Here is a 22584-nt window from a genome sequence, read left to right on the forward strand (position 1 = left end):
TGGAATAAGTGTCATGTATGGCTTAAAAAAACGCCCAAAAGATGAAATAGGATTGATTCAAGGTGCAGGTACAGGCACTTCTGATGATGTTAAAAAAAATGTTCCAGCAGGTAGTTATATTATGCCTGCTGATTCTACTCAGCAGATTGGTACCAATAATTTAAAAAATATGGGGAATCCCACGCCAGTTAATCTCAGTAACGGTGAATTCCAACTCTCGCCTGACCAAGTTCATTCGGTGGGTGTGCAAACACTTGATGCCATGAAAGATCAGACACATATGCCTGTTGATCAACCTCAATTGGGTTTTAAGCCTGGTCAAAGTAAACCTGAGTTATTTTTTGCAAATGGTGGACTGGTACCAAGTGCCTATCCAAGTGCAGATGATATTCGTCGTGCACAACAAAATAGAATTGGTGGGCCACAAATGCGTGATGTCACACCAGTAAATCGTCAACTTCCAGCAACATCAACTACACCTTCAACAACCAGCTCACCATCAGCAAATCCAAGTAATCCAGCACCAACACAAGGTGGGGGTTTTGGCGGAGGTATAAGAAACTTTGTCAACAATAGCAAGCTTGTAAAAGGTGTTGGTTATTTAGGTGCTGCATCTTCTCTATTTGCAAATGCTGCTACACCAAGTGAGGATTATCGAGAACGTTTTGGTTTAGGTGATCAGTCACCAGAAGATTTAGGAACAGCAAAAGGATTTGCTAAAGATTTTGGTGTTCGTGCATTAGGTTATGCTTCAGACTTGGGAAATGCGTTAACATTTGGACAGGCTGGGCGGTTTTATGCTGATAAACAACGCATTGCAAGTGAAGCAAAAGCAACTCAACCTGAATTTAATTCTAAACAAAATAATCCTAATGCTGTAGTAGATAATCCATTTGGAAATACCAAAACACCAGCTACAACACAAACACCAGCACATCAAGAAGTTCAAACTTCATCAAATCCTGTACAGAACTCTAACCCTTATGCTATTCAGCAAAAAGGAAATAGTTTTAGCTACGCTAATCCTGGTGCAGCTGCACAAGCTCGAGCAGATGGTATTCGAGAAGGAGAAGGATTAGGATTAAAAGTAAATCCAGTGAATGACCCTCGTGGGGTGGAAAATTTATTTGCCAATACTCAGGAAATGGGACCAACTGAACAACAGGTTCAAAATGCAATTGCTCAACGTGAAATGAACTTAGGCTTGGGTATGCGAGGTTATGGCAATAACCCTGTACAAGCACCTCAACGTAATGATGCACAGGAAGCTGAACGTCAAGCTGTAATTCGTGCAGCAAGCACACCGATTGCAGGGGCAAGAGGATTAACAGCAAATCAAGTCCGTACTTTATCTGATTTACAACAAGGTGAAGATAATCGTGCGAATCAGCGTTATACGACTGATGCAAATAATGTTGCTGCTTTACAGCGTGAAGCCATGGGGCAAGCTGGACAGAATTATCGCACCGAACTTGGTGAGCAAGGTACCAACAACCGATTTAATGCAAATTTAGGCTTTGATGCACAAAAGTTCCAAGCTACCAATGATTTGGCTAATCGTGAATTTAATCTTAATGCCACTGAGAAAGGTTTTGGTATTCGTAACTCAGCACGATTAGAGAAATTGTATGAACAATATGATTCTGCGAAATCGGATGAAGATCGTAAATCCATTCAAGAAAAAATTAATCGTTATACGGGTAATAAAGCAGATACTGGTAAAGATCGTTATATGACTGTGGGTGGTGGTCAAGTTTATGATAAAGAAAGTGGTTTGATTAATCAGCCACAACAATTATTTGACACTCAAACACAGCAATTCGTTAATACACCAGCTGCATCATCGACTAATCTACCAAATGGTATGACACGTCAAGTAGGTACAAGTAATGGTAAGCCTGTTTATGAAGATGCTCAAGGTAATCGTTTTATTGGAAATTAATTGGGATAGCCACTTTCGGGTGGCTATTTATTATTTTTCACCATCTAATTTTTCATAAAAAGGTTTTAACTTTGGTGCAAAAGGGTTTCCATTGCATATTTCACCATCATATGATGGTTTTTCATATAAACATGAGCAGGCAAGATTTATATTAATTGTGGCATTTTGATTAATTGTATTCTTATTTTTTGCAATAACGCATTCATCTCTGTTTTTAAAGCTTGAGCTAAAACCAAGTCCTTCTCCCTGTTTAATATCATCATAGAGATTAGGGAATTTAGAGCTACACTGTCCATGTATTGAATACCTTACAGATTCATTACTTGTACCTGGCATATCTTCTAGAATACATTCAGCATAGTTTGATGGTTTTTTAAAGGTGCATCCTGTCATAATGGCAATCATAACTAAATAAAATAAAATACGCATAACGCCATCCTTAATTAAGAAATTTCAAACTACCCAACAATCCTAAGAATGTCTATCCCCCTCTAAGGTTAGACCTTTTTTAACCCTTTATACATGCTATGCACATACCAATAGGAGTGCATCATGTCAGAATCTACCCTAAAACCATTTACAGGTAAACTTGACGAAAATATTGATACAAATCAACAGCCAGCATTAAAACCATTTACAGGTGCACTTGATGGTGAAAAAAAAGGTGTAATGGGGCACTTAAAAGATACTGGCTTATCTGCTTTAAAAGGTGCAGTTGCTGTACCTGAATTGGCAGTTGGTATCATGGATGTCATGTCTGATGGTGCCACTGGTAAAACACTTGAGAATAAAGATGGTACTGTTGGCTTTCGACCTAAAGAAGCGAAACAAGCTCTAGGTGATTTACATACAGACCAATATAAAGCCCAGCAACAAGAGTTTGCTGATGCTGGTAAAGATGGAAGTTGGGTAGATAAGGTTGTTGATAAAACAAAAGTTGCTTTAACAAATCCCTCATTAATTACCAATACGGTAGCTGAATCTGTACCTTCAATGTTGGCTGGTGGTGTACTAGGTCGTGCTTCTGGTATAGCAAATCCTGTTGTGGCTGGTGCTGTTGGTGAAGGTGCGGTTATGGCAGGTAGCCAAGCTGAACAGATTCGCCAAGAAACTGTAGATGGACGTTTAACTGCAGATCAGTCATTGGCTGGTGCAACAACAGGTGTACTTGGTGGTCTGATTGGTTTTGCTGGTGGTCGTCTTGCCCAGAAAATGGGTATTGGTGATGTGGATACCATGCTTGTAACAGGACGTGCTGGTCCAGCTGAAATAGCTGGTGAGATTGCTTCAATGCCTGCGAAGTCTCTACCTCGTCGTGTAGTTGAAGGTGCAATTTCAGAAGGTTTTTTAGAAGAATTACCACAATCAGTATCTGAGCAAATTTTACAGAACTTAGCACTAGATAAGCCTTGGCATGATGGTATTGAAGATGCAGCAGTCATGGGCACTTTAGCTGGTATGGCAATGGGAGGTGCTGCGAATATCTTATCTGGTCATAATACAGGGACAGAAACTCAAAACAACCAACAGCAATCATCAGGTACACCTAATCTACCATCAGCACCACCACAATTAGGTTCAAGTCCAGATAATGCTTTGACTGGTGAATATATCCCACGTGAAAATGTGCCACAGGGTGATAATCAAGGTCGAACAGCTTTTGTTTATGATCAGCCATCAATGGAAGCTGATAATCTATTAAACAACAATTACAAAGGTGATGCTGATTTCGATACATCTGGTAATTTTGACCCTTCAAATAACCCAGATAACCCATTATCTCCAAGTGGTGGAAACTATTTTGAGGATAATTCAACACAGCCACAGTTACCATCAGAACGTTTAGGTATTAATCCAGATGATGGACCTATGTCATCCGCAGCAGCTTTAGCTGTGGATAGTGGTGTAACCCCGATGCATAGTGCACCACAAGATAACTCACAAAATGAAGCTCCTTTAAGCAGTGCAATACCATCAAACTATCAATCATTATTGGGAAGTAATAATGAAAAATTTACACCAAGTATCAATGGGCTTGATCAATCAGCACAACCAAGTGAACGCAACACTATCAACGATGCCACAAATAACCAAGGAACAAATCTTGGAGAGTCATCGAAAAATGATGGAGCTACTCAAACAACAGAAGGAACAAGATCAAACACTGGAATCTCAGTTTCAGGAGTTAATAAAACTACATCTGCAGCACAAGGGCAGTCAAATAGTAATAATATCAACACCGTTGGGCATGACTCCGTTTTATCAAGCGAAGATGAAGCAGGAGCGACAAGCAGTTTTAATATCGAAAAAAATGCAAGTAATTCAAAAAATCGAACTGTAGAGCCAATCATAGGAGCTGATGGTAAAAATAAATGGTTTGGTAATCAGGAAAAAGCGCAAGCATTCATTGATAAGAAAAAATTAGGCAAGGATTACCATGTGGTCCAAGACGGAAAGCGTTTTGAGATTCAACCTAATGTAGTTCAGGTACAAGATGAAAACCAATCACAACTTGAAGCTTTGGAACAACAATTTGTAGAAGCTAAAACTGTTCCTGAAAAGGCTAAGATTCGTAAAGAAATTAATGCACTTCAGCAAAGCGTAATAGAAAATACTATTTCAGCTTCTGAAAATAATATTTCTACGCCTAAAAATACTATTTTGGATGCTCAAAATCATATTGAAAAATCCCAAGCTAACAATGTTGCAGATCAACTAGTACAACTTGAGCAACAGTTTTTAGATGCCAAATCTGTTCCACAAAAAGCAAAACTTAAAAAACAGATTGATCAGCTTAAATCTCAGCAAACTGAAATTACTACAACACCATTTGGCTCTGAGCAAATTCAAAAACAATATGGTGATACAGCTGAAAGTGTAATGTCTGATATTGAAATTTTGGGTGACGATTTCACAATTGATTTGCGTGATGACAATAAAAAGACCAATGCATTGAATAATTCTAATTACAACGCTGTACAGAAAGCTGATGGTTCAGTAGAAATTGTAGGTATGAAGCATCCAAGTACAGGGGAGTGGGTAGGTAAAAAGCCTAATGCTTTCAGTATTGATGAAAATGCACATCAGGCTGCAACAAGTTCACAAAACAATACACCAGAACCAACTCAAGCCCAGATTGAAGCTGGTAACTATAAAAAAGGTCATATCAAAGTTCATGGCTTAGATATATCTATTGAAAATCCAAAAGGTTCAGAACGTCGTGGTACTGATCCAGATGGGAAAGAATGGGCTCACACGATGAGCGACCATTATGGTTATATCAAGCGTACCAAGGGTGCTGATAACGAGCATATTGATACCTACATTGGTAATAATCCAGATTCCAATCAGGTATTTATAGTGGATCAGATTGACCAAGCATCAGGTAACTTTGATGAACATAAAGTTATGCTTGGTTTTGATAGTCAGGAAGCTGCTACCACGGCATATCAATCCAATTTTAATCAGGGTTGGAAAGTAGGACCTATCCGTAACATGGATATGGAACAGTTTAAGGACTGGCTCAAAAATGGGGATACCTCCAAACCTGCAACAGATAATAAGGCTAATATAGATAGCCAGCATCCTGTGGATGTTTGGAAATCAGAGATGAGTAAGGCTCTTGATGAAGCCGATACAAGCCATCCCCAATATAAAAAATTGCAGCTAAATTTAAAAAATGGTCTTAGATCTGCTTCGGACAGAGAAAGTGCATTAAAGCAAGCGAAAGAAATTAAGTTGAATAAAGAAGATTCAACTTCTATACCAGATCAGTTTGCCAACAACAAAATCTTTACCTCCGATGCCGTTGCTAATGCCAAAGCACGTCTCAAGAAAAAATTGGGACAACTTAATAGTGGTATTGACCCAGAGGTATTGATTGATGGTATGACCATTGCAGGGGCATATATCGAAAGTGGTATGCGTAAGTTTGGTGATTATGCCAAGTCAATGGTTGCAGATTTTGGTGAAGATATTAAGCCTTACCTGTTGTCATTCTGGGAGGGTGCAAGAAATTACCCAAACCTTGATAGCAATGGAATGACCAGTGTTGAGCAATCAAAAAAGGAATTTGATGCACTAAACCAGACAGCCAAATTATCTGATGATATGAAAAAGGTCGTTGGTGAACAGGTATCACGACCTAAAAATACGAAGAAGCCCAAAGTCGATAATACTAATCGTCAATTAGTTCAGGATTGGGGTGTTCGTTATCTTGATGGTTGGGCGACCAATTCAGAACATACAGGGCAAATCTATACTGATTATGGTTTAAAAGATGGTGTTAAGGCTGCATTTTTAAAAGATACCAAGCAATACCTTGAAGCGGTACAAAAACAACTGGAACGAGAAGGTTATCGGTTGCACCTCGATAAAAAGGGTAAGCCACAAAAAATTAGTGTAAATGAATCGGGAACAGCGAGTGCTGGTCAAGTCACTCTAACAATGCTTAATGATGGTGGTGTCAGTATTTATGTGTCGGTGAGTGATTCAGCAATGTCATCGGCACACCCACAGCGTATTGCTATTTTATTCCGTGCGACTACTGATTTAAGTAATATTTTGGGTAGTGGTTGGAATCAATGGGCTGCAACTGACCTGACTACATCAGAGTTAGCACAGGCAATTGATAGGGAAGCACAGCGTGTATTAAAATCAAGTTTACCAAAGCTGAATCAAGGGCAGACAGATGCAGGCATTGTACAAACCAAGGACGTATCCAGTAACGATACGCAACCAACTTCAACAGATGCCACCTTTAGCAATCGAGATAGCCAATCGGTGGATGATGGGTTGGCAACCACGAGTGGAAGCCTTGATCAAGATGGGCGAGTATCTGGAAGCCCTGAAAAATCAGGAAGAACAGGAACGGACAGTGTACAGCAACGAGCAGAATCGTCATCTGGCACGGCACGAGATAGCGGAACTTTACGGACTGGACGCAGCACCACCGTATCCGAGCGAGAGTTAGACCCTGCCACATCCGAAACATCTGATAAACCAGTATTAGATTTTGATTTACAGAATGAGGAAATTGGCAAGGGAGGTTTACGTCAGAAATATAACGATAATATTGCTACGATTAAAATTCTAAAAACATTGGAATCAGAAAACCGTGTTGCCACACCTGAAGAACGTAAGCAGATTGCGCAATATGTTGGATGGGGGGCATTAAAAGGCGTATTCGATAAAGATAACAAGCAATGGTCTAAAGAATATACTGAGCTCAAATCATTACTTACCGATACAGAATATAAAGCTGCTCGTGCATCAGTCTTAAATGCTCACTTTACATCAAAAGATGTAGTCAATGGCATTGTATCTATTATAGATCGTCTTGGCTTTAAAAGTGGACGTGTACTCGAACCATCAGTTGGTACAGGTAACTTCTTCGGGTTGATGTCTGCAAGTTTGCGTAAGAAATCCGAATTGCATGGGGTTGAGCTTGACCCAATTACCAGCCAGATTGTGGCAGCATTATACCCAAGTGCCAAAATTGCCAAGGCAACAGGTTTTCAGGATTTTCAAGTTCCTGCCGAATACTTTGATTTGGTTATTGGTAATCCACCTTTTGGTAACGAGCCGATTGTTGATAATGATCGTAGTCCATATTCAGGTTCATCTATTCATAATTATTTCTTTGCCAAGTCAGTAGATAAACTTCGTCCTGGTGGTATTTTGGCAATGGTGGTATCCCGAAATTTTATGGATGCTAGAACTAACAATACTCGTAAATGGATTGCTGAACGTGCTGACCTTGTAGCAGCAGTACGTTTGCCAAATACAGCATTTAAAGAAAATGCTGGTACCGAGGTTGTTACCGACATAATCGTATTGCGTAAACGTGGCAAGGATGAAGCTGCAAATAATACACAATGGGTTGAAACTGGTTTACAGGATTTAACTAATCATAAGACTGGTGAAACTGCCAGTATTAATGTCAATCAATATTTTATTGATAATCCAAAGCATATTTTGGGTGAACCTACTGCTAACGGTTCTATGTACCGTGCAAATGAGTACACCGTTGAATCCATCAACTATCCTTTGGATGCCTTGTTACGGAATTGGGTTGGCACCAATATTCCTGAAAATATTTACCAACCTGTTTCACGTACTGATGTAATGACCAGTGCAAATTATTCAGTACCAGATGGTGTCAAGGTTGGTTCATTCTTTATGAATGATCAAGGTGATGTATTACAGCGTGGAGAGGATGAACTAGGTTCTAAAACTGCTCAATCATGGCTTTCACCAAATAGTAAAGCTATGGAACGTATGAAAGGCATGATTGTTCTACGTGATACTTTACGTGACCAGATGCGTTTGGAAAAGTCACTTGATGCAGATACAAAGCAGATCGAAGCCAACCGTAAAAAACTAAATGAACTCTATGATCAGTTCCAGAAAAATTATGGTTATTTGAATAATCAGACCAACCGACGTATTTTTCTGGATGATACGGAATCGGCATTAGTTCAAGCATTGGAGTTTGATTATGATCGTGGTGTCAGTAAATTGGTTGCCGAGCGTGAGGGAACTGAACAGCGTCCAGAGTCAGCAACAAAAGCGGATATTTTTGCAAGACGTGTACTTTTTCCACCTGCCAATAATATCAAAGTGCATAACGCTAATGATGCATTACTGGCATCACTAAACTATAAAGGGAAAGTCGATTTAGATTACATGGCTGGTCTATATGATAAGCCAGTGGGTGATATTGTTAGTGAACTAGGAGATGCTGTTTATAGCGACCCAATTCGAGGTTTAGTGATGGCTGATGAATATTTGTCAGGTGATGTTAAAACCAAACTTGATGAAGCTAGAGCGATTGCCAAAAATAACCCTGAGTTTAAACGTAATGTCGATGCCCTAAAAAAAGTCATTCCTAAAGACAAGTTACCATCTGAAATTCATGCAACTTTAGGGGCAAACTTCATTCCTGTTGAAATCTATCAAAAATTTACCAAAGAAGTGACAGGGGCTGATTACACTTTTCGTTATTTAAAAGCCACTGGCCAGTGGATTTCAACAATAAATAGTGTTCCTGATACTGCATTAAATGTTGGTAAATGGGGCATTGAGAAAATGCCAGCTACTGAAATCCTGACTAGAACCATGGCTGGTCAAGGTGTGGTTGTTACTCGTACAGTTAAGATGGCTGATGGTAGTACACGAACAGAAGTATTGGAAAAAGAAACTGAAGCAGCACGAGAAAAACAGGCTGCATTAAAAGTAGAGTGGCAACGATGGTTATGGGCTGATCCTGATCGAGCAGAAAATATTGCCAATATCTACAACAATAAAATGAACAGGATTGTAAACCGTAAATTTGATGGTTCACATCTTACTTTTCCTGGTATGAATCCTGTAATGGCATTACTACCACACCAAAAAAATGCAGTGTGGCGTATTCTTCAAGACAGACAAGTATTACTTGATCATGTTGTTGGTGCTGGTAAAACTTTTGAAATTGTCACAGCATTTATGGAAATGCGTCGTTTGGGTATTGCTCGTAAACCATTTATTGCAGTCCCGAACCATTTAACCTTGCAGTGGCGTAGTGAATTTAACCGCCTTTATCCTGGTTCTAATATTCTCGCTGCTACTCCTGATGATTTCACTAAAGGTAATCGGGAAAAGTTTTTTTCCAAAATTATCACTGGCGATTGGGATGCTGTGATTGTTGGCCATTCTTCTCTCAAAAAAATTGCTTTACCACCTGAAACTGAAAAAGCAGTTCTGGAAGAACAAATACATGAAATTTCATCGGCAATTGAAGAAATTAAACGAGATCGGGGTGACAGAAATATTATCCGTGATATGGAGAATATTAAGGCACGTTTAGAAAACCGTATGAAACAACGTATTCAGAACCTTGGTGAACGTGACAATGTTGTTACGTTTGATGAATTAGGAGCTGATGCATTTGCAGTAGATGAACTGCACGAATTTAAGAACCTTTTCTACAACACGACAATGCAACGTGTTCCAGGAATGGGTAATCCAAAAGGTTCAGACAAGGCTTTTGACTTATTTGTTAAATTGCAATGGATGTTCAACACTTTTGGTGATGATAATACCGCAGCAATTGGGGCAACAGGTACGCCAGTCTCTAATTCACTGGTAGAGATGTTTAATATGCAACGTTTGTTGCAGTACCCAACATTAAAAGCCAATGACCTCCATATCTTTGATGCGTGGGCAAAACAGTTTGGTAGTGTGGAATCTGTATATGAAGTTTCTCCATCAGGCACTGGTTTTAGGCAATCTAACCGATTCAGCAAGTTTAAAAATCTACCTGCATTAATGGCTTTATATAATAGCTTTGCTGATACTGTGACACTGGATGATCTAAAGGCACAGGAAATAGCACGAGGTAAAAAATTCCCTGTACCCAAAATTGTAGGTGGAAGACCACAGAATGTAGTTGCCAAGCGTTCTGAGCAGGTTGCTGAGTTTATGGGAACACCTGAGCTTGAAATTGTTGCTGGGCAACCTGTATTTAAATTTGATCCATTAAATGGAGATACTTTTACAATTGTGCCACAGGATAATAGTGGTGTTTCTCTAGGTGTGCTTGATGAAAGTGGTCTAGTTAAAATTTCTGGAATTTTTGCGACTGAGCAGGAAGCACGCCTATCATTAGTGGAATATGCTTTAACACCTCAGATTTTTGTTGATGAAAAATCAATATTAGGGCAGTTCAATAACCTAAAAACATTAACTAAAGTAACTAAAGGAAAAGTTAACGCACTTTCCCTAACTGGCTTGGCAAATAAAGCAGGGCTAGATTATCGTTTAATTGACCCGAATGCACCCGATTTTAAAGATTCCAAGATTAATAAAGCAGTGGCACACACCATTGAAAATTATCAAAAATGGAATAAAGACAAGGGTACACAGTTAATTTTTTGTGATATGTCGATTCCTTTATCTGCTCGTAGCGGTTTTGCCAATAAAGAACGTCGGGTTTATGTCAGAAATGACGGAAACCTTGTACATAAAAAAGGTACGATGCACACCGTTGAGTGGCATGAAGATATACCATTCTTTGTGATTAAGGAGGGTAGTGGCAAGGATAAAACATCCTTTGCTGTTTATGATGCCTTATCTGGTCAGCGTATCAAAAGTGGTATGCCAAGTAAAACTATGGCTTTAGAACAAGCTACTACTTTGATTAATAATGACAATTCAAGACAATCATGGGTTGATGCGATTGAACGAGTTGGAGAAATCGAGCAGGAAGCGATTGACGAATATAACAATGAGCATGAAATTGATGCTGAAGCGACGGAATCAATTACACGTGATGATATTGCTGGTTCGTCAGGTGCAACACAGTTTTCTGTATATGATGATATAAAAGCCAAGTTGATTGAGAAGGGTATTCCAGAACGTGAAATTGCCTTTATCCATGACTACAACACACCATCAGCAAAGGAAAAACTATTTAAGGCAGTAAATAAAGGTACTGTTCGTGTCTTACTCGGTTCCACCCAAAAAATGGGAGCTGGTACCAATGTACAAGAAAGACTTGTTGCCTTACATCACATTGATGCCCCATGGAAACCATCTGATTTAGAACAGCGTGAGGGGCGTATTGTTCGTCGTGGTAATAAATTGTATGAGCGTGACCCTGATAATTTTGAGGTTGCCATCTACCGCTATGCCACAGAACAAACATACGATACTCGTCGTTGGCAAATCCTTGAACATAAGGCTCGTGGTATTGAGCAGCTTCGTAATTATGATGGCACATTAAATGAAATTGATGACATCGAGGGCGAAGCAGCCAATGCAGCAGATATGAAAGCTGCTGCATCAGGTGATCCGTTAATTCTGGAAGAAACACAATTACGCAATGAAGTTAGACGTTTGGAAACTTTACAAAGTGCCAATGTTGATGAAAAGCAAATGTTGCGTGGTCGTATTCGACAGAACCAGCGTTATATCAATGAAACTGCACCAAATCTTTTAGATGAATATCAGTCATTGATTGATACAGCCAATAAGCACCCTGTACCAGCCAATAAAGATGATTTTGTAGGGCTTAACGTTGGTGGAAAAACATATACCAACCGTGATGATGCCGTTGGTGCAATCAAATCACAACTTAGAAATGCTTTTGCAGGTCAGCGTGAGGTGATATTCAATTATCGTGGTATTCCATTTAGTTTGGAAAATATCGCAGGGTATGTATATCTCAATTCACCAACAGAACAGATGGCTACTTTCGATACGACAAGAGATAAAATGCCATCTGAATCTGGAATGCTTACTCGTTTTGCAAACTATATTGGTCGATTAAGTGACTATATTAATGATGTTAAACATAAGGTTGAAGATGCTAAAAAGCAGATTGAATCTATGTTGCAGCAACTTGAACAACCATTTACCCAAGCACAAGACTTGATTAATGCACGTGAAGCACATAAACGTGTGCAACGTCGATTGATTGCCAAAGGTCCAGATATTCCTACACATCAAAAACCTATTTTGGAAAAGGCAATTGATTCACAGCGCATAGAACTAGAAAAGCAGGGTTTAGGGGATGCGCTTAAAGAGTTTGAAGGTATTAATGGTAAATTAAATAATTTTAGCCGTGACAAATTAAAACCTGATAACGAGCGTAGAGGTACTTCACCACTTGATACAACTTTTAATGCTTTATCGGTTGTCAGTGCTACTCGTAGAGTCCTTTCTATTCTTCAACATCTCAAAATGTCCGCTACACAAGATGCGTCTTCTAGTGGTCGTGTCAATGTCAGTCTTAATGGGAGTAGGGTCAACAAAGTCGGGGATGTGAATACTAATGGGTTTGGTATTCAGGTTATTTCTAGTTTTAGCGATCTTCCTAAAGTCATACAAAATGATGCAACCTACCAAGATGAAAATGGCAAAACCCAAAATTATGATGTAAGTGGTGTCTGGCATAATGGCACACTCTATGTGGTTGCTGATCAGGTTTATGGAGATAGCAGGAAACAGCTTACTACATATGATGCCTATGAGGAATTATTAGCGCATGAAATTATTGGGCATTTCGGTGTTCAAAAGTTATTTGGGAAAGAATATAAAACGAAGTTTCAGCAGCTTTTTAATGCACTTGGTGGCATAGAGGGGATTCGTAAAATCGCCAAAGATAATGGTGTTGATATGAATCAATTCGATAATTCATATATAAAACCATTTAAAAAAGGTGTTGAGGAAGGTTATTACGATCCATTAGACGCTCAGCAAGCAACAGTCAGTGAGCTATTTGCATTTGTTGCCCAAAATGCCAAGGCACGCCCTTTTGTTCGTCAAAAATTAAAAGAGGTTATTGGATATATACGCCAATGGTTCCGTGATCGTGGCTTTGATAAATTACTTTCACGTTACAATGACGCTGATTTAATGATGTTTTTATCAGAAGCTCGTAAGGCTGTAGTTGATCGAAGCTATTTTGGTAAATATAAAAATCAAGAATTTTCATCTAAGAACGATTCTGATACTCCACTTTATAGCCGTAGCACTAAAAGTAGTTCAGGCTCTACAACTCAACAAGTACGAGAGGTATTGATTGATCGTTTTGGTAAAGAGACTATTGATGAACTTGAACGACAGGGTAAGCTTGAAATTATTCAGGATTATCAAGTTGAAGGTGTTGAGGGCTTCTATTACAACGGTAAAGCCGTACTCATTGCATCGAATCTGACTACTGAAAGCATAGTACCAACATTCTTGCATGAGTTGGGTGGTCATGCTGGTTTTCAAAACATGATGAACCAGAAACAATATAATGAATTGATGAATCAATTTAATAAATTGGTTGAACAAGGTAATCCAGTAGCTATGGCTGCAAAGTTACTTGCAGAACGTGAACAAGGCACTGAACGTCAGCAGCTTGAATATTTACCATATTTATTAACCCTTTCATCCACTATGCAACAACGTAATGTGATTCAACGGAATGCACTGCAAAAGTTGATTAACAATATTGTTTCGTATGTAAAAGCATGGGTATTTGATAATTTTGGTATCAATCTTAATTTGAATCCTGATGATATGCTTGCACTATCTGAGCGTATGATTGGACAAATTAAACATCAATCATCATTGGATTTAATTCGTCAAAAATATCATGGTACAGATCAATGGATGAAAGCTCCAAACGGTGAAAAGACACATCTTTCAGAACAGCAATGGTTACAAGTCCGCACACCAGAATTTAAGAAATGGTTTGGTGATTGGGAAAATGATGCTGCCAATGCTTCACAGGTATTGGATGATAATGGTGAGCCTAAGGTTGTATACCATGGTACTGCGACGGAGTTTAATGAATTCAAGCAAGGTCATGGCTTATTGGGAGATGGTATTTACTTAACCGATAACTTTGATACAGCAGATGTATACGCCAATATCCGTGGGGAAAATGGCTTTGTTCTTCCACTATTTGTAAATATTAGAAATGCTTTTAAAACTTCAGGCAATGTTTCACGTGATGAATTTGTAAAAGCAACAAGTAATGGAAAATATCAAGGAATTGTTCATCAATTTGATAATCAAGAATATATTGTTGCATTAAAACCGAATCAAGTTAAAATGGCTGAGGGTAATACAGGTACATTTAATAGCGAAAGTTCAGATATTAGATTTAGCCGTTCAGCAAAAGATATTATTGAAAATCTGAGTAAAAACCTTAGTAATATTTCCATCTCATCAGTTAAGGATAAAACAGGTTATAAATTTACTGATTGGTTAGGTATTGGCTTATCAGCCTTAGGACGTCGACAACTTACTGAAATTTACAGCAAAATTTTACCGCAGTTAAACAAATATAATGAATTGGCTGCTCAAATGGATGCTGATAAAAACGACGCTGGTGCTGAAGCTGATAGTATCGTGCGTGAGTGGGCAAATCTAAAAGATGAAAATCAACTTGCAGAATTAATGCATGATGCGACTTTAGCAAAAATTGACCCTACAAAGCCTTATGTAAAAGGGGACAGTGTTTCAAGATATAAGCAATTACGAGATGATTACAATTCATTATCACCTGAAGCTCAGGCAATGTATTTAAAAGCACGTGATACTTATAAAAAACACTATGCAAAAGTCCATCAAGCAATTAAAGAACGCATCCTGCGATCAGAACTTTCTAGCCAAAAGAAAGCTGATTTACTTAAACAGATGGATGATAATTTCTTCGGTTATGTCAAAGGAGTTTATTTCCCACTGGCTCGTTTTGGTAAATATGTCGTGGTAATGCGTAACCAAAATGGTGAAGTTGAAAGCGTTAGCCGTGCTGAAACCATGGGAGAAGCACAAAGTCTACGATCAGAACTAATGCAAAAATATCCGCATTATAAAATTGATCGAGTCATGCTGGATAAAGAGTTTAATGCTTCTCGTGATGCCGTTGGTCGTGGATTCATGACTAATCTATTTGCTGAGGTTGATAATCTTGGATTATCCACTGCCGAACAAGCAGAATTTGAAGATACTTTAAGTCAATTGTATCTTTCATCTATGCCTGATTTATCCTGGGCAAAACATGGTATTCATCGAAAGGGTACTGCTGGGTTTAGTCAGGATGCTCGTCGTGCATTTGCACAGAATATGTTTCATGGCGCAGGTTACCTTGCCAAATTGCGATATGGTGATCAACTAGCACAGCAGCTTGATGATATGCAGAAATACGCATCTGAACAAAGCAAGCTTAATGACAGTTATGATCAGCCGACAGCTCAACGTGTCATTGATGAAATGAACAAGCGTCATGACAATTTAATGAATCCTAAATCACACCCACTTTCAAGTGCCTTAACCAGTTTCGGATTTATTTATTATTTAGGTCTTTCACCTGCAGCAGCTATGGTCAACTTATCGCAGACAGCATTGGTTGCATATCCGATCATGGGTGCTAAATGGGGGTTCGACAAAGCAGCTAATGAGTTGCTTAAAGCATCCAATGATTTTAGGAAGGGCGTAGAGTTCCATAAAGTTAAATGGGAAGGCTCAAAGACTGACCTTTACAAAACGATTAGTTCAGATATTTCTAAATTCCTAAGTAAAGATGAAAAACAGGCTTATGAAGATGCCGTGGCACGTGGTGTGATCGATGTAACACAGGCACATGATTTAGCTGGTATAGCCCAAGGTGAAGATAGTGGAATTATGTGGAAAACACGCCCAATTATGCGTGCAGCTAGTGTAATGTTCCACAGTGCCGAACGTTTTAACCGTGAAGTAACTTTCATTGCAGCCTATCGTCTAGCACGTCAGTCAGGTGAAAAGCATGATTCAGCATTTGATCAAGCTGTAGATGCTACTTACAGAGGGCATTTTGATTATAGTTCTGGGAACCGTCCACGCATCATGCAAGGTAATGTTGCTAAAGTTCTTTTATTATTTAAACAGTTTGGTCAGAACATGGTTTATACCTTGGCTCGTCAAACATATCAATCAATCAAAGGTGAAACGGAAGCTGAACGAAAAGAAGCTCGTAAATCACTTGGTGCAATTTTGGCAATGCATGCAACTTTTGCTGGTACGCTTGGTTTGCCTATGGTTGGGATGTTGTTATCACTTGCGTCGTGGGCTGGTGGTGATGATGATGATCCATGGGATGCTGAAATTGCATTACGAAACTATCTTGCTGAAGCATTTGGACCAACGATCTCAACTTTATTTATGAAAGGTGCACCTCGTGCTTTTACACCATTTGATATGTCTGGGCGTGTTGGTATTAATAATATGTTACTTCCAGATGTTCAAGAAGGACTTGAAGGTAAGCGGTGGGCTGAATCTGCTATGGCTGGTGCACTTGGACCAGTCGCAGGAATAGGAACTAATTTGGTAAAAGGCGGTCAAGACATTACTGAAGGTCAGACTTTGCGTGGCATTGAAACAATGTTGCCAGTGTTTCTTAAAAACTTTGCCAAAACCTATCGTTACGCTGATGAAGGTGTACAAGACAAAACTGGTGTATCTATCATGGACGAAGTTAGTTCAATGGATTTACTTGTTCAAGGTATGGGTTTCTCCCCATCTGATGTTCGTACAGCTAATGAAGGCAAAACAGCAATTTATCAGCTTAACCGTAAACTCAATGAGCGTCGTAGTCGTCTGATGACATTGTGGTCACGAGCGAAAATGATGGATGACCAACAAGAGATGGATGAAATTTGGGAAGAAATTCAAGGTTTCAATGACAAAAATCCATCACGTCGTATAACTAGAATGAATCTTAATCAAAGCTATCGTAATCGCCAACGTCGCATAGATCGTGCGGAAGATGGCATATATTTGTCACGTAATCGTCAAGATGCACGTGAAGCTGGTTACTTTGCTTTTGGTGAATAACCCCCTGTAAGGTTCGCTAAATAACCGCCTTTAAATAAAACTCTACGAAATAAAGTAGAGTTTTATTTCGGGGCAAGTTATGCAAGAAAACACAATTCCATGGATCATTAAAGTTGTGCCTGCCGTAGTGGGGGCTATTCTTGCCCTGGTATTAAGTGGTGACATTGATAAAAACGGAAAAATTCAAGTTTCCTTAGGAGTTATCGGGAAGTTTCTATTCAGCGTTTCAGTCAGCCTTTATGGCGGTTCAGCATTTATTGAATATTATGAATTATCAAAATATTCCCACATGGCTCAAGGCTTTGTGATGCTTATGTTTGCAGTTTTTGGATTATTAGGAATTGGTATTCTTTATCAGTCCATTGCACTAATGCAGGGTAAGCCTTTATCCGAGGTTATTAGTGAAGTCAAAGCTGCCTTTATTTCAATACTTAGTAATGGTAAAGGTGGGAAACAATGAGCACAGATCAATCACAACAAGTTGCACAGGCATATTCATGGCTTCGTGCTATGTCTGGTGGCAAATTAAGTCAATCTCAGGTCGTAGCTGGTGATCAGATTATTGAGAAAAATGGCTTAAATGTTTTTGCAAAACTTATTGGCTTTGAAATACCTACACCTTTAGTAAATGGACAGCGAGATATTTCTGAGAATGGTTATGCAATTATTAGAGATGCTGAGGGGTTTCGTTCAACAGCTTATTTAGATACAGGAGGTGTTTGGACTATTGGCTTTGGTACCATTAAATATCCAAATGGCAGATCAGTTAAAAAAGGCGACACTTGCACGAGAAATGAAGCTGAACAATGGCTTAAAAACGATTGTGTATGGGTTGATGCTTGTCTTGATAAAAATGTCAAAGTTAATCTCAATCAAAACCAATTTGATGCATTGGCTTCTTTTGTCTACAACATAGGCGAAACAGCATTTGTAAAAAGCACAATGCTTACGCTTATTAATCAAAACAGTTTGACCTCAGCTGCAAGTCAATTTGATCGTTGGGTGTTTGATAATGGAAAGCGTATCCAAGGCTTAGTCAATCGTCGAGCACGAGAAAAATCATTATTTTTAAAGGTGGCTTAAATGATTGATGCCGTGTTAGGTAAATTTTACAAATACATTATTTTAGGCTTGATGATATTTATCTTTGGATATGTTTTTTATGCCAATTCTCTTGCTGGAAAATTGGAAAATGCTGAAAAAGTTAAGACTAAAGCTGTAGCAGATGCCATCAAGCCTTATCAAGATGCAATTGATCAGGCTCAAGAGGAAAAAGCCACCATTATGCAAACATGGGCAGCTAAAATTATAGAGGTTGAACAAAATGCAATTAAACAAATACAAGATGCGAATGCTGCCGCTCGTAGTGCTGACTTGGCTGCTAGTGGGTTGTCAAAGCAACTCAGTGAAGCCAACAAACGTTTGTCCAGTGCTCCCAAGCAAACCATCATTAACTACGCCACTACCAACTCAGAGCTACTCGAAAGTTGCACAGCAGAATATAGAAGTTTGGCAGAAAAAGCTGATGGACATTCACTGGACGCAATGAGGTTATATGAAAGCTGGCCAGAACCAAATAAAACCCTCAATTGAGGGTTTATTTCTTGATAAGATTTGAAATATCGGCATCAAAATATTTAGTAATATCAAACCATTTTTCTATTTCTTTTTCCCATTTATACACACGTTCATTTTCAATTTTTAATACGTCTAACCCTTTGAAGCTAAAGTGAGTCGTATCATTTGGAAGGTGTTTCCAATCAATAGTCCCATTATCATTAAACCAATTTTCCCAAGCATTTTGTATGTATGGGACCACAAAAGATTGTTGCACATCATTCCATGCAAATATGTTCTGTATATTGGATTTTTCTTTATACATATCTTTAACACTTTTAGTTGGACGGAATGATTTCATAAATCTTTCCAACTGTTCTTTAATAAAAGAAAATTCAGTATTTATAACATCAGGTGTTTGAACTTGAGAATAAGCTTCCTCTGCATCCGCAATATCAGCAGCTGATACATACCTTTGTTTTAAAGCAAATTTAGAATAATTATCGTCATATTGTTGTCGGGCAAATTGAATAGCTGTCTGATAATCTAAACGTTCTCCACGTTTTCTTAGGTTTACATACCGTTTAAGACTATTCCATGATGAATGTAATGTAATTGTTTGAAGTTGCGGTATCGTAAAGCCATCCTCTGCATAGCGTGTTGCAGCTTCATGGCGTAAATCATGGAACCTTAAATCTTCAATTCCATTTAAACGACATGCTCTACGAAAATAATCACTGACTGTCTGTACATTGACAGGTAATAAAAGCTCATCACTATAACCTAGCTCCAGCATTCTTTTTCGAGTAGAAGGTTCAAGTAATTCTTCAATAATGAGGAGGGCATTAGGCTCTAAATGGGCAAACTTATGATTTCCTTTTGACCCATCTGGATTTTTAACGTCTCTGATCTTCCACTGACTATTTTTTTTATCAAAATCAGCTAAACGCATTTCACATAGTTCACCTTCACGACGACCTGTATAGATCGCGAGCCACATGACCAGGTGCATAGGAATGGCATTGCGAACTCGTTTCCAGCCTTTATAAAAGTGATTGGTCAGAATATGAAGTTCTTCTGATGTGATTAAACGATCACGTTCCTTTGATTTAGTAACAATACGAGCTTTTTTTAGACCGATCAGCGAATGTGACAATTCATTTTTTGCATGTGCAACATCTTCACCCCATACAAGTTCAGCATGGTTTAGAACCGATGAAATATGGGATAAATCTTTTAATGCAGTTGCTGGGGCAACTCCATCTATCATTTCAATTGGATTGCCTTTTCGTCTCTCAATAGCAAATGATGAGAAATCTTGACGTGAAAGGGTATATGCATCTTTATGGGCAATATCATAATTACAGATATTTTTTAGTGCTGCAGTTTTGGTATCAGCAAATTCGTCACTAATTTCATCTAAATATTGAGTGATGAATTGTTCTAAAGTTTTTGACACAACCTTAGCTTCTGGATTTAGAATAGCAGGATTAACCAGAATCTCTGCTTCAAGTCGCTTAATCCATTCTTTGGCTAATGACTCTTTTGCAAAAGTTCTTGTTTTAATAAATGGTGGTAAGCCTTTACGAGTTATTCGTATTTGAGCTCTGTATCGAGTTTTACCATCTGCTGTAGTTCGTTCTGCAATTGTTCCCATATTTACGCCATAAAGTTGGATTTACGCCACAAGGGTGATTATGGCGCAAATAAGGCGTAAAGAATAGTTAAGAATGATTGAAAATGATGTAAAACCTTTGAGAATATGGGAAAGTGAAAATTGAGTAAAAACAACGTAATTGCAGAATTGTTTGATAAATCAAAGCATTCCCCTATTTTTGTCGCCCCGATGGCAGGGGTGACTGATCGTCCGTTTAGAACACTATGTAAGTACTTTGGTGCCGGGCATGCGGTCAGCGAAATGATGACATCTGATCAGACTTTAAGGATGACCAAAAAAAGTTTATATCGTGCCAATTTTGATGGGGAATTAGCACCCATTTCCGCCCAAATTGCAGGTTCTGAACCTGAACAATTGGCTGAAGCTGCACGTTACCAAGTTTCAAATGGCGCTCAAATTGTCGATATCAATATGGGCTGTCCTGCGAAAAAAGTCTGCAATAAGTTAGCAGGCTCAGCATTGCTACAAGATGAAGATTTAGTTGCCCGAATTTTAGATGCAGTGGTCAATGCTGTGGATGTTCCTGTGACCTTGAAGACCCGTTTGGGCTATTTAAATGGTCAGGAAAATATTCTGCGAGTGGCAAAACGTGCTGAAGAAGCAGGAATAGCAGCTTTGGCTTTACATGGTCGTACCCGTGAAGATATGTATTTAAATACCGCACGATATCACTTGATCAAAGAAGTTAAACAGTTGATTTCAATACCCGTGATTGCCAATGGTGATATTGATAGCCCTGAAAAAGCCAAATATGTGTTGGATTATACCGGTGCGGATGCGGTGATGATTGGTCGTGCGGCACAGGGGCGACCTTGGATTTTTCGCGAAATTGCCCATTATTTAAAAACAGCTGAGTATTTAGCGGCGCCCAATATCCAAGAAGTGAAAGATGTTTTACTTGGACATTTGTCTGAGCTTTATCAGTTTTATGGGGAATATTCAGGTTGCCGTATTGCACGAAAACATATTGCTTGGTACACCAAAGGCTTACATTCAAGCAATGAGTTTCGTCAAAATATGTATAAGGTGGAAAGTACACTTGAGCAAGCCAAAGTTGTAGAACAGTATTTTGACCACTTACTGGATCAAGGCAACCTGATGAGTGATGTACAAGTAGAATCCGTTAATTTATTGGATGTATAATTATAAGCTTTTGAAATGGAAGCCTTAATTTAACACCAAGGCATTCCAAACAAAATTTACTTTTTCTGAGTAAATCAAATGGCTACGGACGATATACACATCCTGAAAGAAGCTATAACCCTCCAAAACCTTTAACTTATTGTCATTCAACTCTTCTTCAATCAATAATCTTGGCAGCCATGCGACACCTAAGCCTTGTAAAGCCAAAGCTTTTAAGTCACTGGCGTTGTCTGTTTCATACAAGGTACGGTAATTTAATTTACCTTCGATCACTTTATCGACACATTTACCCAAATAGGCTTTTTTGCTGTAAGCCAAAAGAGGGAAGTTTTGGCTAAATGAATACTTGGGTTGGTGATTGATTGTTGCTGTGACAGGTAAGACTTCCATTTTGACAATTTTATGATATTTAAAAATACTGGGGTCCAACTGTTGTAAAGTGATTTGATCACAATAACAAATTAAAAAGTCACAAGAGCCTTCTTTTAATAAATAAAGCCCTTGCTGTAAATTGGAGGCGATAATTTCTAATTTTAAATCATCATAATTGCTATATAGTTTTTGAATAAACTTAGGGAAAAATTGAGTTATGAGTGAGTGGGATACTGCAAACTTAATCGATAACTCATTGTCTTTAATATTTTTCTCTAAATAGTTGATGGTGGTATTCATTTGATTTTTGATATTTTTAGATGTCGAGAGCAAGACTTGCCCTGCATCGGTGAAATCAATGCTTTTGCTATAGCGTTTTAAAATCTGAAAGCCAAGCGCTTCTTCAATATTCTGTATTCTGCGTGTGAAAGCAGATTGGGTAACATGACGTAGCGCAGCAGCTTTAGAGATCGATTTTTCTTGATCTAAAGCCAAAAGATCTTCTATCCATCGAATTTCTAGGGTCATATTGATTAGCCGT

General features: G+C 38.6%; 9 protein-coding genes. 6 read left to right on the forward strand and 3 right to left on the reverse strand.

The window, feature by feature from the left end; all coding sequences use genetic code 11:
• Positions 1-13: 13 nt before the first annotated feature.
• Positions 14-1942: a hypothetical protein gene (locus I9192_RS07760; protein WP_200150306.1), complete on the forward strand. Its 1929-nt coding sequence runs from the start codon at positions 14-16 to the stop codon at positions 1940-1942.
• 30 nt (positions 1943-1972) lie between these two features.
• Here I9192_RS07760 and I9192_RS07765 read toward each other — a convergent pair whose 3' ends face one another.
• Positions 1973-2371 carry a hypothetical protein gene (locus tag I9192_RS07765; RefSeq protein ID WP_200150307.1) on the reverse strand — a complete coding sequence of 133 codons (399 nt, stop codon included), beginning with the start codon at positions 2369-2371 and terminating at the stop codon, positions 1973-1975.
• A 123-nt stretch (positions 2372-2494) separates the two neighbouring features.
• Between I9192_RS07765 and I9192_RS22295 the strand changes: the two genes are divergently transcribed.
• The 4 genes from I9192_RS22295 (at position 2495) to I9192_RS07795 (ending at position 18886) form a co-directional block, all read left to right on the forward strand.
• A complete protein-coding gene (locus I9192_RS22295; RefSeq protein WP_227567106.1) occupies positions 2495-17293 on the forward strand; it encodes a PLxRFG domain-containing protein in 14799 nt (4932 codons plus the stop codon).
• 79 nt (positions 17294-17372) lie between these two features.
• On the forward strand, positions 17373-17753 hold the full coding sequence (locus I9192_RS07785) for an SLAC1 family transporter (RefSeq protein WP_009585037.1): 381 nt from the start codon (positions 17373-17375) through the stop codon (positions 17751-17753).
• Positions 17750-18376, forward strand: coding sequence for a lysozyme (locus I9192_RS07790; protein WP_200150308.1), 627 nt, complete (start codon positions 17750-17752; stop codon positions 18374-18376). The genes I9192_RS07785 and I9192_RS07790 overlap by 4 nt, the downstream gene beginning before the upstream one ends.
• On the forward strand, positions 18377-18886 hold the full coding sequence (locus I9192_RS07795; RefSeq protein ID WP_200150309.1) for a hypothetical protein: 510 nt from the start codon (positions 18377-18379) through the stop codon (positions 18884-18886). It abuts the gene before it with no gap.
• 4 nt (positions 18887-18890) lie between these two features.
• On the opposite strand, the gene I9192_RS07800 is transcribed toward I9192_RS07795, so the two are convergent.
• Positions 18891-20507, reverse strand: a complete 1617-nt coding sequence (locus I9192_RS07800) for a tyrosine-type recombinase/integrase (protein WP_200150310.1) — start codon at positions 20505-20507, stop codon at positions 18891-18893.
• A gap of 147 nt (positions 20508-20654) precedes the next feature.
• Here I9192_RS07800 and dusB point away from each other — a divergent pair, with 147 nt between their 5' ends.
• On the forward strand, positions 20655-21671 hold the full coding sequence (gene dusB, locus I9192_RS07805) for a tRNA dihydrouridine synthase DusB (protein ID WP_260773464.1): 1017 nt from the start codon (positions 20655-20657) through the stop codon (positions 21669-21671).
• A 24-nt stretch (positions 21672-21695) separates the two neighbouring features.
• Here the strand turns inward: dusB and I9192_RS07810 are convergent, their stop codons facing one another.
• Positions 21696-22571 carry a LysR substrate-binding domain-containing protein gene (locus I9192_RS07810; protein WP_005030042.1) on the reverse strand — a complete coding sequence of 292 codons (876 nt, stop codon included), beginning with the start codon at positions 22569-22571 and terminating at the stop codon, positions 21696-21698.
• Positions 22572-22584 lie beyond the last annotated feature (13 nt).

It is taken from the genome of Acinetobacter bereziniae (genome assembly GCF_016576965.1).
GTDB classification, from domain to species: domain Bacteria; phylum Pseudomonadota; class Gammaproteobacteria; order Pseudomonadales; family Moraxellaceae; genus Acinetobacter; species Acinetobacter bereziniae.

Excerpts from the sequence above, each read along its gene's own strand:
- I9192_RS07760 (WP_200150306.1), top strand. The coding sequence starts at position 14 with ATGTATGGCTTAAAAAAACGCCCAAAAGATGAAATAGGATTGATTCAA.
- I9192_RS07765 (WP_200150307.1), bottom strand. The coding sequence starts at position 2,371 with ATGCGTATTTTATTTTATTTAGTTATGATTGCCATTATGACAGGATGC.
- I9192_RS22295 (WP_227567106.1), top strand. The coding sequence starts at position 2,495 with ATGTCAGAATCTACCCTAAAACCATTTACAGGTAAACTTGACGAAAAT.
- I9192_RS07785 (WP_009585037.1), top strand. The coding sequence starts at position 17,373 with ATGCAAGAAAACACAATTCCATGGATCATTAAAGTTGTGCCTGCCGTA.
- I9192_RS07790 (WP_200150308.1), top strand. The coding sequence starts at position 17,750 with ATGAGCACAGATCAATCACAACAAGTTGCACAGGCATATTCATGGCTT.
- I9192_RS07795 (WP_200150309.1), top strand. The coding sequence starts at position 18,377 with ATGATTGATGCCGTGTTAGGTAAATTTTACAAATACATTATTTTAGGC.
- I9192_RS07800 (WP_200150310.1), bottom strand. The coding sequence starts at position 20,507 with ATGGGAACAATTGCAGAACGAACTACAGCAGATGGTAAAACTCGATAC.
- I9192_RS07810 (WP_005030042.1), bottom strand. The coding sequence starts at position 22,571 with ATGACCCTAGAAATTCGATGGATAGAAGATCTTTTGGCTTTAGATCAA.